The sequence below is a fragment of the Burkholderia sp. BCC0398 genome (assembly GCF_902833245.1).
Lineage (GTDB): Bacteria > Pseudomonadota > Gammaproteobacteria > Burkholderiales > Burkholderiaceae > Burkholderia > Burkholderia sola.
This window is the reverse complement of the sequence record NZ_CADFEM010000001.1, coordinates 170,673-189,245: the sequence shown is the minus strand read 5'-3', so window position 1 is coordinate 189,245 and position 18,573 is coordinate 170,673. Positions and strand designations below refer to the sequence as shown.

Below are 18,573 nucleotides of genomic sequence, written 5' to 3'. Positions count from 1 at the left end.
GTCGCCGGCCGTCATGCCGCCGGGCGGCAAGGCCCGGCGACATCCGGCCCGCTCACAAGCGGTTGCGGATCGCTTGTCCAAGCAGCGCGCGCGATTCGCTGTTCTTCGGATCGATGGCGAGTGCACGGCTCGCGTTTTGCTCCACACAGCTCCATTCGTCGATCTGTGCGCACCAGCGCGCCTTGGCCAGCGCGCGGGCGCCTTCCAGCTCATCGTGTGTGACGGTGGTCGCTTCCATGTGCGACGTGCCGGCGAGATACGATTGCGGTTGCCGTTTCGGCACGGGGTCGGGGTGTTTTCTCGTGCGCGCCAGCGCCTGTGAACGGGATGTCCGGTGCGCGTCGCCGGCGCGCGCCGTGCGCCTGGCGGCCGACGCGGCGTGCGGCTCGGCCGCGAGCTTCGTCGCCGGCACATGCGCGGGGCGCATGGGTTTCACGTCGGAACGGGCCGTCGTTTGCGGCGGTACGGGCGGTTCGGCTGCGGCCGACATGGCCGGCGTCGCCGAGGCAGACGGCGGAATCGGCCCGGCCTGCGCGACCGTCGCCGTCGAGCCCGCGGGCGCCGCGGTGCCGGACGCGCCGCCCGTTGCCGCCACGATGAACTCGCGGTACTTGCCGGCGGCGTTTTCGATCACGCCGGCGATATCGTGCGTCACGCTCGCGTGGCCGATCCTCGCGTCTCGCTCGACATACGCGAAGGCGCCGAAGATCGCGGCAAATGCGGCGACGCTGAGCGCCGCATTCTTTCCCGGACCCCACGAGGGTTTCGGCTCACGGGCGGGCGAGTCGTCCGGTCGTTCTGCACGAGGCATTCAAGGCTCCTTGATTCGATACGTTCGACGAATGACGCGATCGGCGCGACGCTCACCATCGCAACTGCGTCGTGAGCGTGCCCGTCTCGACGATCGCGAACTGGGTTGCTCCCTGATAGGTTCCTTCGACCCGGTAGCTTGCATCCGGCACGCTGAACAGGCAGCGCGATCCCGATGCATTGAATTCGACGAGCACGCGCCCATGCCGGCGCAGGCGCACTTGCACGTTGGAGAGCGGCTGTCCGGTGCTCTCCGACAGGAAAGACACGCCCAGGTTGTACGGGCGTCCGTCAGGCGGAAGCGGCGCGGTACCGTCGATCCGCGCGTCACCGCAGATATACGAAATCACGTACCGGTTCGCCCCCGGCCCGGACGCCGGCGACGAAGCCGCCGGTGTCTGGGCCATGACGTTCATGCAGAGCGTGGAAAGCACGGCGCTCAGGAAAGGGCGAGCATGTTGTCGAAGCGAGGGTGACATTGCAATCTCCCGTCCAGACGCGATGACGCGCATCGACGCCGAGTCGAATTTGCCAACGTTCTTTTTGCGACACGCTATTGATACACGATGGTTTTTGAACCAACAACTGCGTGTGGCCCGAATGGGACGAAGGGAAAGATCCTATCTAAACAGGATAAGGACGGATTGGTGAGGATTTCTTAATTCTGAATAAAGTCGAGAATTCCGAACATGGAAATTGCTCGTCGGTAGCGATGATCGAGCACGCTTTGAATCACGTCGGAGGTATCGACTTTCGTGCCGAAAAATAACGACTGATAAAAGAAACTATTGCACCTGTATTCAAGGCGAATCGATGAAGGTCCGAGTACAGGTCGTGGATTGTGAAATGAGGGTGCGACGTTTTTGATCATCCCGGCAGTTACAGGTAAATGGAAACTTGTGTAACAAGGTATTTCTGTCTGGAAAATCTCGCTGAATATTCTTACTTAATACCGAAAACAGTAAAAAATACGATGTGAATTCGCAAACGTTTGCGCTTTTCCGCAGATCGATTACAGGTCTGCAAGGGATTTTATGGCGTCGGACGGGATTATCGATTGCTATTGAAACCACGCGCATTCGCGCCGTGGATGCTCACGGCGCGAATGCGCGATCAGCGGCTGCCGCCCGCGCTTCGCCGCGCGCTGCGCATCGCCGGCGCGGCCGCCTCTTCGGTGCCGATCGCGCCGTCGAGCGCCGTGCGCGGCCGGTTCATGATGTAGGCCCACAGCTGTTCGGCCGCGAGCCCGCGCTTGCGCGCCGATCGATACAGGCGGATTTCGAGTTCGGTGATCCAGTCGCCGGCGCCCGCGCACACGAGCGTGCCGTCCACGAGCTCCTTCGCGACACAGCTTTCCGGGAGCCAGCCGATGCCGTGCCCGGCCACGACCATGCCTTTCAGCGCCTCGGACATGTGCGTCTCGAAACACCGGTGCAGCACGTACGGCTCGGTCGCGTTCAGCAGCAGCATCTCGACGATGTTGCCGAGAAACGCGCCCGACGAATACGCGAGCAGCGGCAGCGGCGCGTCGGGCGTGCCGGGCAGCTGGAACACCGGCTTGCCGCGCGCATCGGGCGACGACACCGGCAGGATCCGCTCGACGCCGAGGCTGACGAACGGGAAGTGGTTCGGATCGAGCACGATCGGCAACTGCGGGTGGTGATAGCCGAGCAGCAGGTCGCATTCGCCTTCGACCAGTTGCTGCACGCCCTCCGGCACGTTCACCGCATTGACGCGGGCCGTGACGTGGCCGACCTCGCTATTGAGCTGCTTGAGCCATTCGGGAAACAGCGTGAACACGAGCGTGTGCGCGACGGCGAAGCGCACGACCTGGTCGCTCGCCGCGAACTGATCGTAGCCGTTCACGAGATTGCGCGCCGCATACATGCTGCGCAGGATGTCCGCGGCGAGCCCGCGGAACATCTGGCCGGCGGGCGTCAGCGCGACCGGGTTGATGCTCCGGTCGACCAGCTTCGCGTCCATCCAGGTTTCGAGGGCGGCGATTCGTCTGCTGAACGCCGACTGCGTCAGGTGCCGGTGACGCGCGGCCCGGGAAAAACTCTTGGTATCCGCCAGGCTCAGGAAATCTTCCAGCCACTTTGCTTCCATTTCGATCTTCGCTTTTTATAGTCGGGCGCCTGAAAGGCGGCGCCGTCTGCTGCACCAACGTTCTAGCGTACCGCGCATCGCGCCGGTCGGGCCGATGTTTTTTTTCGATCGGTGTCAGTCGAAATATGCATGGGCGTTGTCGGCGGGATTACGGCTGCATAGCGTTGAGGGGCCGGACCGGTTAACCGGACAGTTCACCGCGTTGGACTGTCCCGGCCGCCCGGACGGCACTTCCCCAGGGCCGGCTGCGCCGTGTGCGTGCCGGCCCGCCCCGTTCACGGTCGTTCCGGGGGCCCGGCTCGCCGTTTTTGGTGCAGTGCAGATTGCACATTCGTGACACGCGGGGGAACTATGTTCGTCGGACGCGGCGCAGCATCGGCCGTGTGCGCTCGCGGCGCACCGCCAGCGCCCGTCGCGCCCGACGTTGCACCGTTATGGTGCGCAATGCCGCGCAGGCGTGCCTGCACGGCGCAAAACAGGGGGATATCGAAGGGATCGAGCAAGGCACGTTCCTTGCAAAGCAATCAGTACGCCGGTCCGGCATGCGCAATGCCGGGGAAAACGATCGATGGAGAGAAGATCGATGAAGCCATTCGATGAAATGCTGCAATCCGGCGACATGGTGAGGGCGCCTTACGCGCGCCTGAAACAATGGCTCGACACGCAGGATCCTGCGAGCCTCGCCCAGAAGGCCCACGACGCGGAAGGCGTGTTCCGCAAGACAGGCATCACGTTCGCCGTCTACGGCGACGCGGAAGCCGCCGAGCGGCTGATTCCGTTCGATATCGTCCCGCGCATCATCTCGGGTTCGGAATGGAGCCGGCTGTCGCTCGGCATCGAGCAGCGCGTGATGGCGCTGAACGCGTTCCTCGACGACATCTACCACCGCCAGGAAATCGTGCGCGCGGGCATCGTGCCGAAGCACCTGATCGCGCACAACGAGGCGTTCATCCCGGAGATGATCGACTTCCGGCCGCCCGGCAACGTTTACACGCACATCATCGGCGTCGACATCGTGCGCACCGGCGAGAACGCGTTCTACGTGCTGGAAGACAACGCGCGCACGCCGTCCGGCGTGTCGTACATGCTGGAAAATCGCGAAACGATGATGCAGCTTTTCCCCGAGCTGTTCCAGCAGGTGAAGGTGCGCCCGGTCGAAACCTATCCGCAGATGCTGCGCCAGTCGCTCGCGGCCGTGTGCCCGCCGGGCGGCAACGCCGACAACCCGACCATCGCGGTGCTCACGCCCGGCATCCACAATTCCGCGTACTACGAGCATTCGTTCCTCGCCGACCAGATGGGCGTGCACCTCGTCGAGGGCAGCGACCTGCAGGTGATCGACGGCCGCGTCGCGATGCGCACGACCGAAGGCTTCCAGCCGATCGACGTGCTGTACCGCCGCGTCGACGACGCGTTCCTCGATCCGCTCACGTTCCGCCCCGACTCGGTGCTCGGCGTGGCCGGCATCATGGACGTGTACCGCGCGGGCAACATCACGATCGCGAATGCGCCCGGCACCGGCATCGCCGACGACAAGGCGATCTACTCGTACATGCCGGAAATCGTCGAGTTCTACACGGGCCGCAAGGCGCTGCTGGAGAACGTGCCGACCTGGCGCTGCGGCGAGGCCGACAGCCTGAAGTACGTGCTCGCGCATCTCGACGAACTGGTCGTGAAGGAGGTGCACGGCTCGGGCGGCTACGGGATGCTGGTCGGGCCGTGCGCGTCGAAGGCCGAACTCGAGGCATTTTCCGCGAAGCTGCGCGCGCGTCCCGCGAACTACATCGCGCAACCGACGCTCGCACTGTCCACGACGCCGATCCTGACCGACGCCGGCCTCGCGCCGCGCCACGTCGACCTGCGACCGTTTGTGCTGGTGTCGGACCGGATCCGCATCACGCCCGGCGGGCTCACGCGCGTCGCGCTGCAGGAAGGATCGCTGGTCGTCAACTCGAGCCAGGGCGGCGGCACCAAGGACACCTGGGTGCTGGCCGACTGAGCCGGGCACGACCGCGCGCGCCGGAGTCGGCGCGCGAACCGAACGAAGACGGAGTGGACACGAGATGCTTCTGGGACGTACTGCAAGCGGTCTCTACTGGATGTACCGCTATATCGAGCGCGCGGAGAATATCGCGCGCATCGTCGATGCCGGGCTGCGGATGGCGCTCACGCGCACGGCCGACGCGCCGGCCGAATGGTCGTCGGTGCTCGTCAGCTCGGGCGCGGACGACGGCTATCGGGAGAAATACGACGCGTATGCGGCCGATACCGTGACCGACTACCTGCTGCGCGACCGCGACAACCCGTCGAGCGTGCTGTCGTGCATCGAGGCCGCGCGCTCGAATGCGCGGATGGTACGCACGGCGCTCACGCGCGAGGCGTGGGAAAGCGTGAACGGCGCGTGGCTCGCGCTGCGCCGCGCGTTCGCGCAGCCGGTGCCGGAAAGCGAGCTGCCGGCCGTGCTCGACCAGGTGAAACGCGAAACCGCGCTGATTCTCGGCAGCTTCTACAGCACGATGCTGCGCAACGAGATCTTCGATTTCGCGCAGATCGGCGCATTCATCGAACGCGCGGACAACACCGCGCGGATCATCGACGTGAAATACCACCTGCTGCTGCCGTCGGTATCGCACGTCGGCACGATCCTCGACAACTACCAATGGGAGACGATCCTGCGCTGCGTGGCCGCGCATCGCTCGTACCGCTGGGTGTACGACGTGCAGTACAAGCCGCTGAACATTGCCGACTACCTGATCCTGAACGGCCGCATGCCGCGTTCGCTGCGCTATTGCTACGGGCGCGTCGTATCGAGCCTGAACCTGCTCGCGAAGGATTACGGCGTGATACACCCATGTCACGACACGGCCACGAAGATCCTGCAAATGCTGTCCGATACGTCGGTCGAGCGAATCTTCAAGAGCGGCCTGCACGAGTTCCTGACCGACTTCATCGGCCGTAACAACAGCCTCGGGCTCGAAATCGCCCAGGCTTACAACTTCGACTGAGACTTGCCATGCGACTCGCCATCCGACACATTTCGCGTTATCAGTTCGACGATCAGGCCACCCACGCGCTGCAACGGTTGCGGCTGCGCCCGCAGTCGGGCCCCGGGCAGACGGTGCGCGCGTGGCAGGTCACGATCGACGGCGTCGAGCCGACGCTGTCTTACGCCGACGGGCTCGGCAACCGGATCGACCTCGTGCGCCACGATCGCGGCGCGAAGGCCGAGATCGTCGTCGTGGCGGCCGGCGTCGTCGAGACGCAGGACCGCTCGGGCATTATCGGGAATCCTGAAGGCTATGCGCCGCCGTGGATCTTCGAGCGCGAAACAGCGCTCACGAAGGCCGGCGACACCGTGCGCGCGCTGACCGACGCGCTGCCGATCGAGCCGCACGGCCTCGACGCTTTGCACTGGCTGATGACGGAAGTGCACGGCCGCATCGCGTACGCGCCGAACCTGGCCGCCGACGCGCCCGTCGATGCGGAAACCGCGCTGCAAAGCGGCGAGGGCACGAGCCGCGACCATGCGCACGCGTTCATCGCGGCCGCCCGCGTGCTGAAGATCCCTGCGCGCTACATCTCGGGCTACGTGCTGGCCGACAGCGCGATGCAGCGCATCGCCGATGCGAAGCAGAATGGGACCGACGTCGAGGACGAGGAAGCGCTCGCGCTGCAGAGCGGCGACGGGATGCAGCAGGTGCTCGGCGCATCGCATGCCGCGCAATCGCAATCGCAAGGGCAATCGCAGTCGCAATCCCAGGGGCAGCCGCACGCGGCGCTCGGCGCGCAGCCGCAAGCCACGGCGCTGATGCAGCAGCCGGCCGGCCATGCGTGGGCGGAGGCCTATGTCGAAGGGCTCGGCTGGGTCGGTTTCGACCCGTTCATGAACCGTTGCCCGGACGAACGCTACGTGCGCATCGCGGTCGGCCTCGACCATCGCGACGCGCAGCCGGTGACGGGGCTCGGCGCGACGGCCGTCGGCGTCGAGATCAGCGTCGTGCAGACGCCGGAACTCGTCTGACCCGCGGCGCGCTTTCGCCGCATCCGCCATGCCGGGCCGCCGCGTCGCAAACGACGCGGCGTGCGCGGCCGGCCCAACCCGACTCGAGCTCCCATGTCCATCCACGTCGCGCTGCATCACACCACCCGCTATCGCTACGACCGGCTCGTCAACCTCGGCCCGCAGGTCGTGCGACTGCGGCCCGCGCCGCATTGCCGGACCCCGATCCTCGCGTATTCGATGACGGTCGAGCCCGCGCAGCACTTCATCAACTGGCAGCAGGATCCGTTCTCGAACTATCTCGCGCGGCTCGTGTTTCCGGAGCGCACCGAGCACTTCGAGATCACGATCGATCTCGTCGCCGAGATGTCGGTGTACAACCCGTTCGACTTCTTTCTCGAAGCGAGCGCGGAGCAATACCCGTTCAGCTATGACGACGCGCTGAAGACCGAACTCGCGCCGTATCTCGCGTGCGACCCGCAGACGAGCGCCGCGCCGCTGTTTCGCGCGTATCTCGACGGCGTCGACCGCACGCCGGCCGGCACCGTGAACTTCCTCGTCGCGCTGAACCAGCAGCTTCAGCGCGACATCGGTTATCTGGTGCGGATGGAGCCGGGCGTGCAGACGCCCGTGCAGACGCTCGAACTCGCGTCGGGCTCGTGCCGCGACAGCGCGTGGCTGCTCGTGCAGCTGTGCCGCCATCTCGGCATCGCCGCGCGCTTCGTGTCCGGCTACCTGATCCAGCTGACCCCCGACGTGAAATCGCTCGACGGCCCGAGCGGCACGTCGGTCGATTTCACCGACCTGCATGCATGGTGCGAGGTCTATCTGCCGGGCGCCGGCTGGATCGGCTTCGATCCGACGTCGGGCCTGCTCGCCGGGGAAGGGCATATTCCGCTTGCGTGCACGCCGCAGCCGACGAGCGCCGCGCCGGTCGAAGGGCTGATCGACGAGTGCGAGGTGTCGTTCGAGCACGAGATGAGCGTGACGCGCGTGTACGAATCGCCGCGCGTGACGAAGCCGTACACCGAATCGCAGTGGGAGGCCGTGCTCGCGCTCGGCACGCAGGTCGACGGCGCGCTGGCCGCCGGCGACGTGCGGCTCACGCAGGGCGGCGAGCCGACCTTCGTGTCGATCGACGATCGCGACGGCGCCGAGTGGAACACCGACGCGCTCGGCCCGACCAAGCGCGGCTATGCGACCGAACTCGTGCAGCGGCTGCGCGCCGAATACGGCGACGGCGGCTTCCTGCATTTCGGGCAGGGCAAGTGGTACCCGGGCGAGCAACTGCCGCGCTGGGCGCTGTCGATCTTCTGGCGCGCAGACGGTCAGCCCGTGTGGCACGATCCGTCGCTGTTCGCCGACGAGCGCGAACCGTCGTCGTACACCACCGACGACGCGAAGCGCTTCATCGATGCACTCGCCGCGCGGCTGAGCCTGAGCGGCGAATTCATCCAGCCTGGCTACGAGGACGTCTGGTATTACTTGTGGCGCGAGCGCCGGCTGCCCGTCAACGTCGATCCGTTCGATGCGCGCCTCGACGACGAGCTCGAACGCGCGCGGCTGCGCAAGGTTTTCGAGCAGCAGCTCGACAGCGTGGTCGGCTACGTGCTGCCGGTCAAGCGCACGGACGACGCGCCGGGCCTCGACGGGCCGCGCTGGCAGACGGGCCCGTGGTTCTTCCGCGACGAGCGGATGTATCTCGTGCCGGGCGATTCGCCGATGGGCTATCGGCTGCCGCTCGATTCGCTGCCGTGGGCGGCGCGCGCCGACTATCCGTACCTTGTCGAGCGCGATCCGTTCGCGCCGCGCGACGTGCTGCCGGACGCCGCCGCCATTCGCGCCCGTTACGCGGGCCCGGCCGACGCGCCGCGCTATCTGGCCGGCGTGCATCGCGAAGCGTCCGCGCAGACCGTGATGCAGTGGCGCGACGACGGCACGGCCGCGAGTGGCCGACCGGGCGCCGCGGACCCGCATCGCCGGCCCGAGCGCTTCGAATCGGCCGCGTGGATCACGCGCACCGCGCTGTGCGTCGAAGTGCGCAACGGCATCTTGTACCTGTTCATGCCGCCGCTCGCCGCGCTCGAGGATTATCTCGACCTGCTCGGCGCGATCGAGCTGACCGCCCACGCACTCGGCGTGAAGCTCGTGCTCGAAGGCTATCCGCCGCCGCGCGACGCACGGCTGAAGCTGCTGCAGGTGACACCGGATCCCGGCGTGATCGAGGTGAACATCCATCCGGCCGCGAGCTTCGACGAGCTCGTCGACCACACCGAATTCCTGTACGACGCCGCGTGGCAATCGCGGCTGTGCAGCGAGAAGTTCATGGTCGACGGGCGGCACGTCGGCACGGGCGGCGGCAACCACTTCGTGCTCGGCGGCGCGACGCCGGCCGACAGCCCGTTCCTGCGCCGCCCCGATCTGCTCGCGAGCCTGATCGCGTACTGGCACAACCATCCGTCGCTGTCGTACCTGTTCTCGGGGCTGTTCATCGGGCCGACGAGCCAGGCGCCGCGTGTCGACGAGGCGCGCAACGACCAGCTTTACGAGCTCGACATCGCGTTCGCGGAGATCCAGCGCAACAAGCTGCTGTTCGGGCAGGACATGCCGCCGTGGCTCGTCGACCGCGTGCTGCGCAACCTGCTGATCGACGTGACGGGCAACACGCACCGCAGCGAGTTCTGCATCGACAAGCTGTATTCGCCCGATTCGTCCACCGGCCGGCTCGGCCTGCTCGAACTGCGCGCGTTCGAGATGCCGCCGCATGCGCGGATGAGCATCGTGCAGCAACTGTTGCTGCGCGCGCTGGTCGCGCGCTTCTGGGCCGCGCCGTACACGACGCCGCTCACGCGCTGGGGCACCGCGCTGCACGACCGGTTCATGCTGCCGGAATTTCTTCAGATGGATTTCGACGACGTGCTGGCCGAGCTGCGCGACGCCGGTTTCGCGTTCGATCCGGCGTGGTTCGCCCCGCACTTCGAATTCCGGTTTCCGCTGTTCGGGCAGATCGCGGTGAACGGGATGGAACTGTCGCTGCGCGGCGCGCTGGAACCGTGGCACGTGATGGGCGAGGAAGGCGCGCCCGGCGGCACGGTGCGCTACGTCGATTCGTCGGTCGAACGGCTCGAAGTGCGCGTGACGGGGCTGAACGACAACCGGCACGTCGTGACCGTCAACGGCCGCGCGCTGCCGCTGCAGCCGACCGGCACCGTCGGCGAATACGTCGCGGGCGTGCGCTACAAGGCGTGGTCGCCGCCGTCGGCGCTGCATCCGACCATCGGCGTGCACGCGCCGCTCACGTTCGACATCGTCGATACGTGGCTGCAACGCTCGCTTGGCGGCTGCCGGTATCACGTCGCGCATCCGGGCGGGCGCAACTACGCGACGTTCCCGGTCAATGCGTACGAAGCGGAGAGCCGCCGGCTCGCACGCTTCGTCGAGATCGGGCACACGCCGGGCCGGATGGAGGTCGCGGCCGCCGCGCCGAGCCGCGAATTCCCGTTCACGCTCGACTTGCGGCGGCCGTGATCGATCGATGACAGGGCGGACGACGATGCGCGGTTCGCGACCGCCCGGCGCACCGGCCGGTCGCGGCCCCGCCGGAATGCTAGGATGCGGGCAGAATGCGGTTCCGCACTGCGGCTTGCCGCCTGAATGGCGGCGCGCATGCGCGGCCGCACCCTGACGACGGAACGACATCGTGCCGCCCATTGACCTCGATCATCTCGCCGCCCTCGACGCGATGCCCACGCTTTTCGATACCGGCGCGCAGCCGGACGCCGCCGAACTGGCCGCCGCGCTCGCGGCGCCGGCCGCCGCCGGCCGCTACGACGAACTGCGCGGCAGCGCGGCCGGCCTGCACGCGCCTGCGCTGGCGCCCGCGTGGCGCAGCTTCTTCACGTCGATCGGCAGCGACGGCGTGGCCGACCTCGACCGCCGCGCCGACGCGCTGCACCGGCGCATGCGCGAGAACGGCCTGTTCTACCAGTTGCACGAGCAGCGCGCCGGCGACGGCGCGGTCGGCCCGTGGTCGCTCGACCTGCTGCCGCTGATCGTCACGCCCGAGGACTGGGTCGGGATCGAGCGTGGCGTGCTGCAGCGCGTGCGGCTGCTCAATGCGACGCTGGCCGACCTGTACGGGCCGCAGACGATCCTGCAGCGCGGGCTGCTGCCGCCCGCGCTCGTGACCGGCCACCCCGGGTATCTGCGTGCGATGCGCGGCGCGCGCGTGCCGGGCGATACGTGGCTGCACGTCGTCGCGTTCGATCTCGCGCGCGGCCCGGACGGCCAATGGCGGATCGTCGCGCAGCACACGCAGGGCCCGGCCGGGCTCGGCTACCTGCTCGAGAACCGGCTGATCGTGTCGCGGCTCTTTCCGCGCGGGTTTCGCGGGCTGCGCGTGCAGCGGCTTGCGTCCGCGTACCGCGCGCTGCTGCAGAGCATGCAGTCGCTCAGCCCTGCCGCGAAGAGTTCGCGGATCGTGCTGCTGACGCCGGGGCCGCACAGCGCGACCTATTTCGAGCATGCGTATCTCGCGCGCTATCTCGGCCTCACGCTCGTCGAAGGCGGCGACCTGACCGCGCGCGACAACCGCGTGTTCCTGAAGACGCTGAGCGGGCTCGAACCGGTGCACGGCATCCTGCGGCGCGTCGACGATGCGTGGCTCGATCCGCTCGAACTGCGGCCCGATTCGATGCTCGGCGTGCCGGGGCTGTTGCAGGCCGTGCGCGCGGGCAACGTGCTGCTCGCGAACGCGCCGGGCTCGGGCTTCCTCGAGTCGCCGGCGATGCTCGGCTTCATGCCGCGTCTCGCGGAAGCGCTGCTCGGCGAAACGCTGACGCTGCCGGCCGTGCATTCGTGGTGGTGCGGCGAGGCGGCCGCGTGCGACGACGCGCTGCCGCAGCTCGCGCGCGGCATCGTGAAGGCATCCTATCCACCCGACGTGCAGGAAGGCGGTGCATTCGAACCGGTGATCGGCGCGCGGCTCACGCAGGCGCAACTGGCGGAATGGCGCGCGCGGATTCTCGCGCAGCCCGGACACTACACGGTGCAGGCCGACCTGCCGCTGTCGCAGGCGCCGACCTGGCCGCGGCCCGACGCGCCCGACGGCAACGACAGCGCGCGCATCGTGCCGAAGCCGCTGCTGCTGCGCGTGTTCGCGCTCGCCGACGGCGCGCAGCGCTGGCGGCTTCTGCCGGGCGGGCTGTCGCGGGTCGGCACGCGCGACGCGCTGTTCAACGCGCCGATGCCGCGCGGCGGCAGCACCGTCGACACGTGGGTGATGACCGAGGGCATCGTCGATTCGACGACGCTGCTGCAGACGCATCTCGGCCCCGACGACCTCGTCGAACGGCCGCGCGCGATCGCGAGCCGCGCGGCCGAGAACCTGTTCTGGCTCGGCCGCTACACCGAGCGCGCGACCAACCTGATGCGCCTCGCGCGCGCCGCGCTCGAACGGCTGCGCGGCGAAGACGACGTCGACAGCCCCGCGCATCTGGAACTGATCGACACGTTGTGCCGGGACACCGGGCTGATCGCGGCCGACGCGCCGCACGCCGTCGATGCGCCGCGCGCGTTCCAGCATGAGCTCGCGACGTCGCTGACGCGCGGCGCCGACCGCACGTCGGGGATCGCGTCGTGCCTGTTCGGCATGCGCGGCGCGGCTGCCGCGATCCGCGAACGGCTGTCGAGCGATCAGTGGCGGCTGATCGACGACGCGACCCAACTGTTCGCCGACAGCGCAGGACAGCAGGAAGCGGAGGAGCAGGTCGGCAACGACGCGCTGCAGTTGCTCGAGCGCCTCGGCCTGCTGCTCGGCGCGATCACCGGTGCGCAGACCGACAACATGACGCGCGACGACGGCTGGCGATTGCTGTCGATCGGCCGGCAGATCGACCGGCTCGACTTCCTGTGCAGCGTACTGAAGTTCGCGTTCGACGAAGGCGCCGTGCATCGGCAGGACGGCTTCGAGCTCGTGCTCGAACTGTTCGACAGCACGATCACGTTCCGCTCGCGCTTCCAGCGCGGCTTCGACGTCGCGCCGCTGCTGTCGCTCGTCGTGCTCGATACCGACAACCCGCGCTCGCTCGGCTGGGTCGTGCAGGCGCTGCGCGGCCGGCTGACGAAGGTCGAACGCGGCGAAGGCTATGCGCTGTCGGAACTGGCCGAGACGGTTCCGGACATCCCCGCGTGGTCGCTGCACGAGCTGTGCGAGACCGCCGAAGACGGCCGGCACGACAAGCTGCTTGCCGCGCTCGACACGACGGTAAAGGCCGTCTGGGAGCTGTCGAACCGGATCGGCGAGCGCTATTTCAGTCACGTGCGCGAGGCGGGCAGGACGCTATGGTGACGACGAAAGGTGCACCGAAAACCCCGGCTGGTTCCGGCAACGCACGGCAGGCGCCGCCCTCGGCTCCGGCCGCGACGGGGGCGCCGGCCGCCGTCGCACCGGGCCGGTTGCTGCGTGTCACGCACGACACCGAATACCGTTACGCGGCGCGCGTCGAATCCGCTCAGCACCAGGCACGCCTGCAACCGCTCGCGACGCCGCGCCAGCAGGTGCTGTCGTTCTCGCTCGACATCGAACCCGCACCGGAATCGGTTTGTACCGAAGTCGACGCGTTCGGCAATGCACGTGCGTCGTTCGCGCTGAACCTGCCGCACGACACGTTGCTGGTGCGCAGCCGCAGCACCGTGCGCGTGACGCCGCCCGTGTGGTCGCTCGGCGCGCGCGGCGCGCCGCCGCCTGCGATCGCGAACCCGGACGCCGCGCATGCCACCGCATGGGAGGCCGTGCGCGACCGCCTGCGGTTCCGCGCGGGGCAGCCTTACGACCCCGCGAGCGAATTCGTGTTCGCGTCGCCGCACGTGGCGTGCGACCCGGAACTCGCCGCATACGCGGCCGCGAGCTTCACGCCGCAACGGCCGCTCGTGCAGGCGGCATGGGACCTGATGCGGCGCGTGCATGCCGATTTCGCGTACACGCCGAACAGCACCGACATCACGACGTCGGCGCTCGACGCGCTGCGGTTGCGCAAGGGCGTGTGCCAGGATTTCGCGCACGTGATGATCGGCGCGCTGCGCTCGCTCGGGCTGGCCGCGCGTTACGTCAGCGGCTACCTGCTCACGCAGCCGCCGCCGGGCCAGCCGCGGCTGATCGGCGCCGACGCGTCGCATGCGTGGGTCGAGGTTTACGACCCCGCGTGGCCCGAGGATGGCGGTTGGCTGCAACTCGATCCGACCAACGATCGAGCGCCGGGCGACGACTACGTGATGCTGTCGGTCGGCCGCGATTATGCCGACGTGACGCCGCTGCGCGGCGTGATCCGCGGCGGCGGCGCGGATCAGGAACTGAAGGTCGGCGTGACGGTCGAGCCGCTCGATGCCGATTGACGCGGGTTCGCCGATCGGAGCGGTCGTTTGTTGATCGCGTGTCTGCAGGCGCGTACGTTCGTGACGGCTGCGAACCGGACGGTCCATGCGCGCGGCTCGGAAGACACTTCGTACTCGACCGTGAGACATGACCGGAAAGTCACGTGTCATTCTGTTCGATTGAGTCGGACGAGTTCAATTCTGTAGGAAAAGAGAAAACTGCACTTGTGCGCTGGTGCCCGGATTTCCGATGATCCGGATCTGCGTTCACGTCGCGTCAGCCTGAACGGCTGGCGGCGGAACGGCAGCAAAACACCAAATCGCGCGCAGGAGCCAGGGTGACGCAGCTTTATCCCGATCATCGATCGGCGACGGATGAACCCGTCGCACGGTCGATCGATGCCACCGAGTCGGACAGCACCGGAACGCCACGCAAGCCTCCACCGATCGTCGTCGGCCGAGGCGACGGGGTGTCGATGTGGACGAAAGACACTCGGCTGATCTGCATCAAGCAAATGCCGTTGCCCGGTATCGTCATCTTCGTCCATGGTGTGAATTCCGAAGGCGAATGGTTCGAAGCCGCCGAGCAAGGGCTGTGCGAGGGCCTGAATCGCCGGCTCGGCCGGCTGGACGATCAATTGATGTATCACGGCATCGACGCCGGGCAATTGGTGCCGGCGAAGTACACGGAAAGCGTGACGCCGGACGGGTTTTTGAATCCGAAGCTGCTTGCGGACAACTACGTCAAGCCTGATCCGTCGTTCTCGCCGGTCATTCATTTCCGGTGGGGCTATCGGGCGACAGCCGAGGAACTCAAAGAATACGGCGACAAGATTTTCCTGAACGAAAAGGACTACTGGGGCGGCGGCCCGTTCACGAACGGTTGCGCGAGCCTGCCCGATCTCTGGCACGGCGGCCTCGACGACCGGGCGGCCGGGTGGATAACCGTGCAGGGCATCAACCCGACCAACCGGCCGCTGTATCGCGCGCCACCCCGCGCATATGGCGTGCTCGCGGCGTTGCGCCTTGCGAGGCTGATCGAGTCGATTCGCCGCATGCAGGCCGACGTACCGATTACCGTCGTATGCCATAGCCAGGGCAACATCGTGGGCCTGACGGCGGCGTTTTTCGGCGATGCGCTGCCCGACGTCGAAGATCCGTGGGGACGTAGCGGGCATTGCGTGGCGGATGCCTACGTACTGGCGAATGCGCCGTACAGCCTTGCGCGCGCGGACGGCCTAAACCCATCCGATACGTTCATGGATACCTGGTCGCAACGCGCGACCAGGGACGGCAGCGGTCGTCGCGGACGGCAGACCTACGCCGCGCGCACGAAAACGTTCGGCAAGTTTCTGTCGATCATCGGCACGCGCAAAGCCTACGAACTGCCCGCCGGCAAGATCGATGAAGACATGGCCAACGAACGGGTATCACCGACCAGCAAGCGGTCTTATGCGGCACAAGAGGATCGGGCTCGCCACGGCCTGAACGGATCGACATATGGTCGCGTCACCGCGTATTGCTGTCCACACGACCAGGTGATTTCGGCGGTCACGGTTCAAGGCATCGGCTGGCGCGGCATCGACAAGAACGAGCTGAACGATATCAGCGTCCCCGGCGTGCTGACGCAGCGCGTCTTTGCCTCCGGCTTCCAGGTTGGCGTGCAGGAGCGCTATCGGTATTGGGAAGATGACTGGCGGCATCGGCAAAAGGGGAAGACGTCGGGATTCTGGTATCCGCCTTCGCCACCTGCCAAGTTCAACCTCATCGGTGCGCTCAAAGGGAACGAAAGTGTCTGGGGCGTGGCGGCTACGCTTGCAACCGCGCCGCTGATGTTCGTCGTGACCGGGTTCAGCTCGGCATTGAATATGTTCCGCGTGAACGCCGATCCGCCGGAGCGCTGGGCCGTGGTGGCGGACGCGCCGGCGCTCGACGAACCGTTCGCGCCGCAAGCGTTGCGTTTCGGCAAGCCCATCGAAACGAAGGACGGCAATGCGACAAGCGACTTCAACGAAGGCAACGATCCGCCGGCCGCATGGCGCGACGCAAGCAAGAGCGAGGCAGACAAGCGTGCGGACGATCCTTACGATCAGTACGAGGCGAAGAACGCGGACAGTGTCGCGCAAGGGACGGCAGAGAGCGAAGCCGGACAGCGTTACGAGGACCGCGCGCTGATGCGGATGGAGGCGCGGCGAACGCTGAATACGGAATGGCTCGATGGTAATGGCCACGTGATCGGCGAGGACGGCAAGAGCGAAATACCGGAGGGCTACAAGGAATGGCGCGACAAGCAGATTGTCGATTGGCTCGATCGTGGCTCGACCAACAGCCCGACGAATCACTCCACGACGATGACCAATCCGGAGCATGCCGAAAAGGCGCTTGCGTACGATGTGGCGATCGGGGTTTGCTATCTGACGCCCAAGCAAATGAAGATGCTACGGCTTGAAGCCGATTGGCGGATGGGGGATGGCATCCCGAATGACAATCCGAACAAGAAGTACTGCGACTATTTTTCGTCAGGAAATTTCGATAGAACGCCCCTCCACGAATGGGTACATGCCGAGAAAAGCGAAGCCAATATTCCCGCCGCGATCGTTGACGAACGCGAAGGACAGATTTATCTGAAAGTTGGGGGTGCAATATGAAGACGCTGATCGCCACATGGCCGAGACGTGTTGCCGTTGCGGTCTTGGCGTGGATGATCGCCGCCCTGTTGCTGGCTTTGCTAATGACACACGTTGAACAACCAGACCGAACACAATTGGAGATAGGAGATTGGATGAAACGATTTGTAGTCGTGCCCGGCCTGGTGGCACTCATGGTGTTTCTGTCTACCACGGCCATGACGCGTTCGGCGCATGCCGTGCCCGCTTCGGAGCCGGCAGCAAATGCAACGCCGGCCGCAGAAGAGTCAGTGAAGCCATTTGTGGCACAGGTTGTCGGCCTGATTTGGTTGAATCCTTTGCAGCGGATGGACTACCCGACCGAATGGCAATTGTTGTGGACGCAAGGGCTTGCTGCGCCGAACGGGAACGATGACATGGTGCGGACCGATCCGACATCCTTTACAACGCTTCAATCGATTGGCGCGCTTGTATATGGCAACGAAGGGGTAGAAACATTCAAGGGCTTCTATGCCAAGTACATTGATAAATTCATCCTGCTCATACGCACCCGTTATATTAGCAACGCAAAATATTTCTACACGGTGAAGCCCGAGAAGCAAATCGATTGGCGTGAACTCGCTGGTATCCGGGTCGAAATTGCCACTCCACTTCGCCTCGACGCGGCCTATGCCCGATCGCGCATGATCGATCGGATGATGAACTTCTTCGAGATCGGCCCGCCGTCACCCAAGACTTTGTGGAGCCGCGACACGCCTCCCGACGTACAAATCACGCAAGGCGGCCCCAACGCCGGCTTCACATCGCTGAACAACGCATTGGACTACTTGCAGGCGAACCCCGACAAGAGCGTCTGGGTGATGAACTGGGACGCACCCAACTTCCCGCCCACGGATGCACAGATCAACGAGAATCTGGTCGCGCTGTTCCTCGCCGGCCCAGCCTTCAAAACCGAGCGCGAACCGCTCGCCTGGATCGGCAAGGCCGCAACCGGCAATACGCATGATTTTCCGCAGAAGGTCGGCACGACCCGCGCCGTGCAGGCGTGGAAGGCGACCATCGACCAGGCGTCACGCAACGCAGGCGTCGCGGTCCCGGATCTCCATTACATCGTTCACGACGCAGGCAAGGGCAGCGATGCATCGTCGGCACGTCTTGCCTCGCTCTCCCGGACCTTGACCGAAACCCTCCCCGAATACGACCACTCGAAGCAGGCATTCAACACGGCCGCGCTACTCGGCGACATGGGAACCGGCAGCGCATTGACCGACGTCGCGCTTGCGATCGGCCGGATCAACCACTTCGGCGGCAACGCACTCGTCGCCGGCACGACCGATCCCGAGCATCCCGTCGCGGTCGTTGTCCGGCCACCGTCGAAGCTCACGCCGATCGATCCCGACAAGGACTGGTTCCGCGCACGCGGCGGCAACAATGCCTACCTGCCGTGGTGGGGACGCCGACACGATACGAATTACGGCATGCAGGGCTATTCGTGGTGAGCTCCGCTTGTGCGACGACCGGCCGGTTTGGCACCCCCGATGCGCGTCCCACCAGGGCGCGAGACCCTGCCAACGCTTTAAGTCTTCGTTAATTCTGCACGCCTAGCATGGTGATGCCGGCGAACGGCTCGGACCCCGGTCCGGCGCGCCGGCGGCA

The 18,573-nt window shown here is 66.3% G+C and carries 11 protein-coding genes; 8 read left to right on the top strand and 3 right to left on the bottom strand.

The features are described 5' to 3' along the window. Positions 1-52 precede the first annotated feature (52 nt). The 3 genes from HWX76_RS00785 to HWX76_RS00775 form a co-directional block, all read right to left on the bottom strand. The gene (locus HWX76_RS00785; RefSeq protein ID WP_176015358.1) at positions 53-811 is read right to left on the bottom strand and encodes a hypothetical protein; all 759 of its coding nucleotides are present in this window, start codon (positions 809-811) and stop codon (positions 53-55) included. Between the two features lie 52 nt (positions 812-863). Then, positions 864-1,289, bottom strand: a complete 426-nt coding sequence (locus tag HWX76_RS00780; RefSeq protein ID WP_050018025.1) for a hypothetical protein — start codon at positions 1,287-1,289, stop codon at positions 864-866. A 634-nt stretch (positions 1,290-1,923) separates the two neighbouring features. Next, entirely contained in the window at positions 1,924-2,919 is a 996-nt protein-coding gene (locus HWX76_RS00775; RefSeq protein ID WP_050018026.1) for a LysR substrate-binding domain-containing protein, read from the bottom strand. A 583-nt stretch (positions 2,920-3,502) separates the two neighbouring features. Between HWX76_RS00775 and HWX76_RS00770 the strand changes: the two genes are divergently transcribed. The 8 genes from HWX76_RS00770 (at position 3,503) to HWX76_RS00735 (ending at position 18,416) form a co-directional block, all read left to right on the top strand. Next, positions 3,503-4,918: a circularly permuted type 2 ATP-grasp protein gene (locus HWX76_RS00770; protein ID WP_050018027.1), complete on the top strand. Its 1,416-nt coding sequence runs from the start codon at positions 3,503-3,505 to the stop codon at positions 4,916-4,918. 64 nt (positions 4,919-4,982) lie between these two features. Then, entirely contained in the window at positions 4,983-5,924 is a 942-nt protein-coding gene (locus HWX76_RS00765; protein ID WP_176015357.1) for an alpha-E domain-containing protein, read from the top strand. Between the two features lie 8 nt (positions 5,925-5,932). Continuing rightward, positions 5,933-6,940, top strand: coding sequence for a transglutaminase family protein (locus HWX76_RS00760; RefSeq protein WP_050018029.1), 1,008 nt, complete (start codon positions 5,933-5,935; stop codon positions 6,938-6,940). A 93-nt stretch (positions 6,941-7,033) separates the two neighbouring features. Beyond that, positions 7,034-10,447, top strand: a complete 3,414-nt coding sequence (locus tag HWX76_RS00755; protein ID WP_176015356.1) for a transglutaminase family protein — start codon at positions 7,034-7,036, stop codon at positions 10,445-10,447. 214 nt (positions 10,448-10,661) lie between these two features. Further along, positions 10,662-13,268 carry a circularly permuted type 2 ATP-grasp protein gene (locus HWX76_RS00750; RefSeq protein WP_176015509.1) on the top strand — a complete coding sequence of 869 codons (2,607 nt, stop codon included), beginning with the start codon at positions 10,662-10,664 and terminating at the stop codon, positions 13,266-13,268. Further along, positions 13,262-14,311: a transglutaminase family protein gene (locus HWX76_RS00745; protein ID WP_176015355.1), complete on the top strand. Its 1,050-nt coding sequence runs from the start codon at positions 13,262-13,264 to the stop codon at positions 14,309-14,311. Before HWX76_RS00750 ends, HWX76_RS00745 begins: the two co-directional genes overlap by 7 nt. 455 nt (positions 14,312-14,766) lie before the next feature. Further along, positions 14,767-16,938 carry a hypothetical protein gene (locus HWX76_RS00740; RefSeq protein WP_176015508.1) on the top strand — a complete coding sequence of 724 codons (2,172 nt, stop codon included), beginning with the start codon at positions 14,767-14,769 and terminating at the stop codon, positions 16,936-16,938. Then, positions 16,935-18,416 carry a virulence factor gene (locus tag HWX76_RS00735; RefSeq protein ID WP_176015354.1) on the top strand — a complete coding sequence of 494 codons (1,482 nt, stop codon included), beginning with the start codon at positions 16,935-16,937 and terminating at the stop codon, positions 18,414-18,416. Before HWX76_RS00740 ends, HWX76_RS00735 begins: the two co-directional genes overlap by 4 nt. The last annotated feature ends 157 nt before the right edge of the window (positions 18,417-18,573 follow it).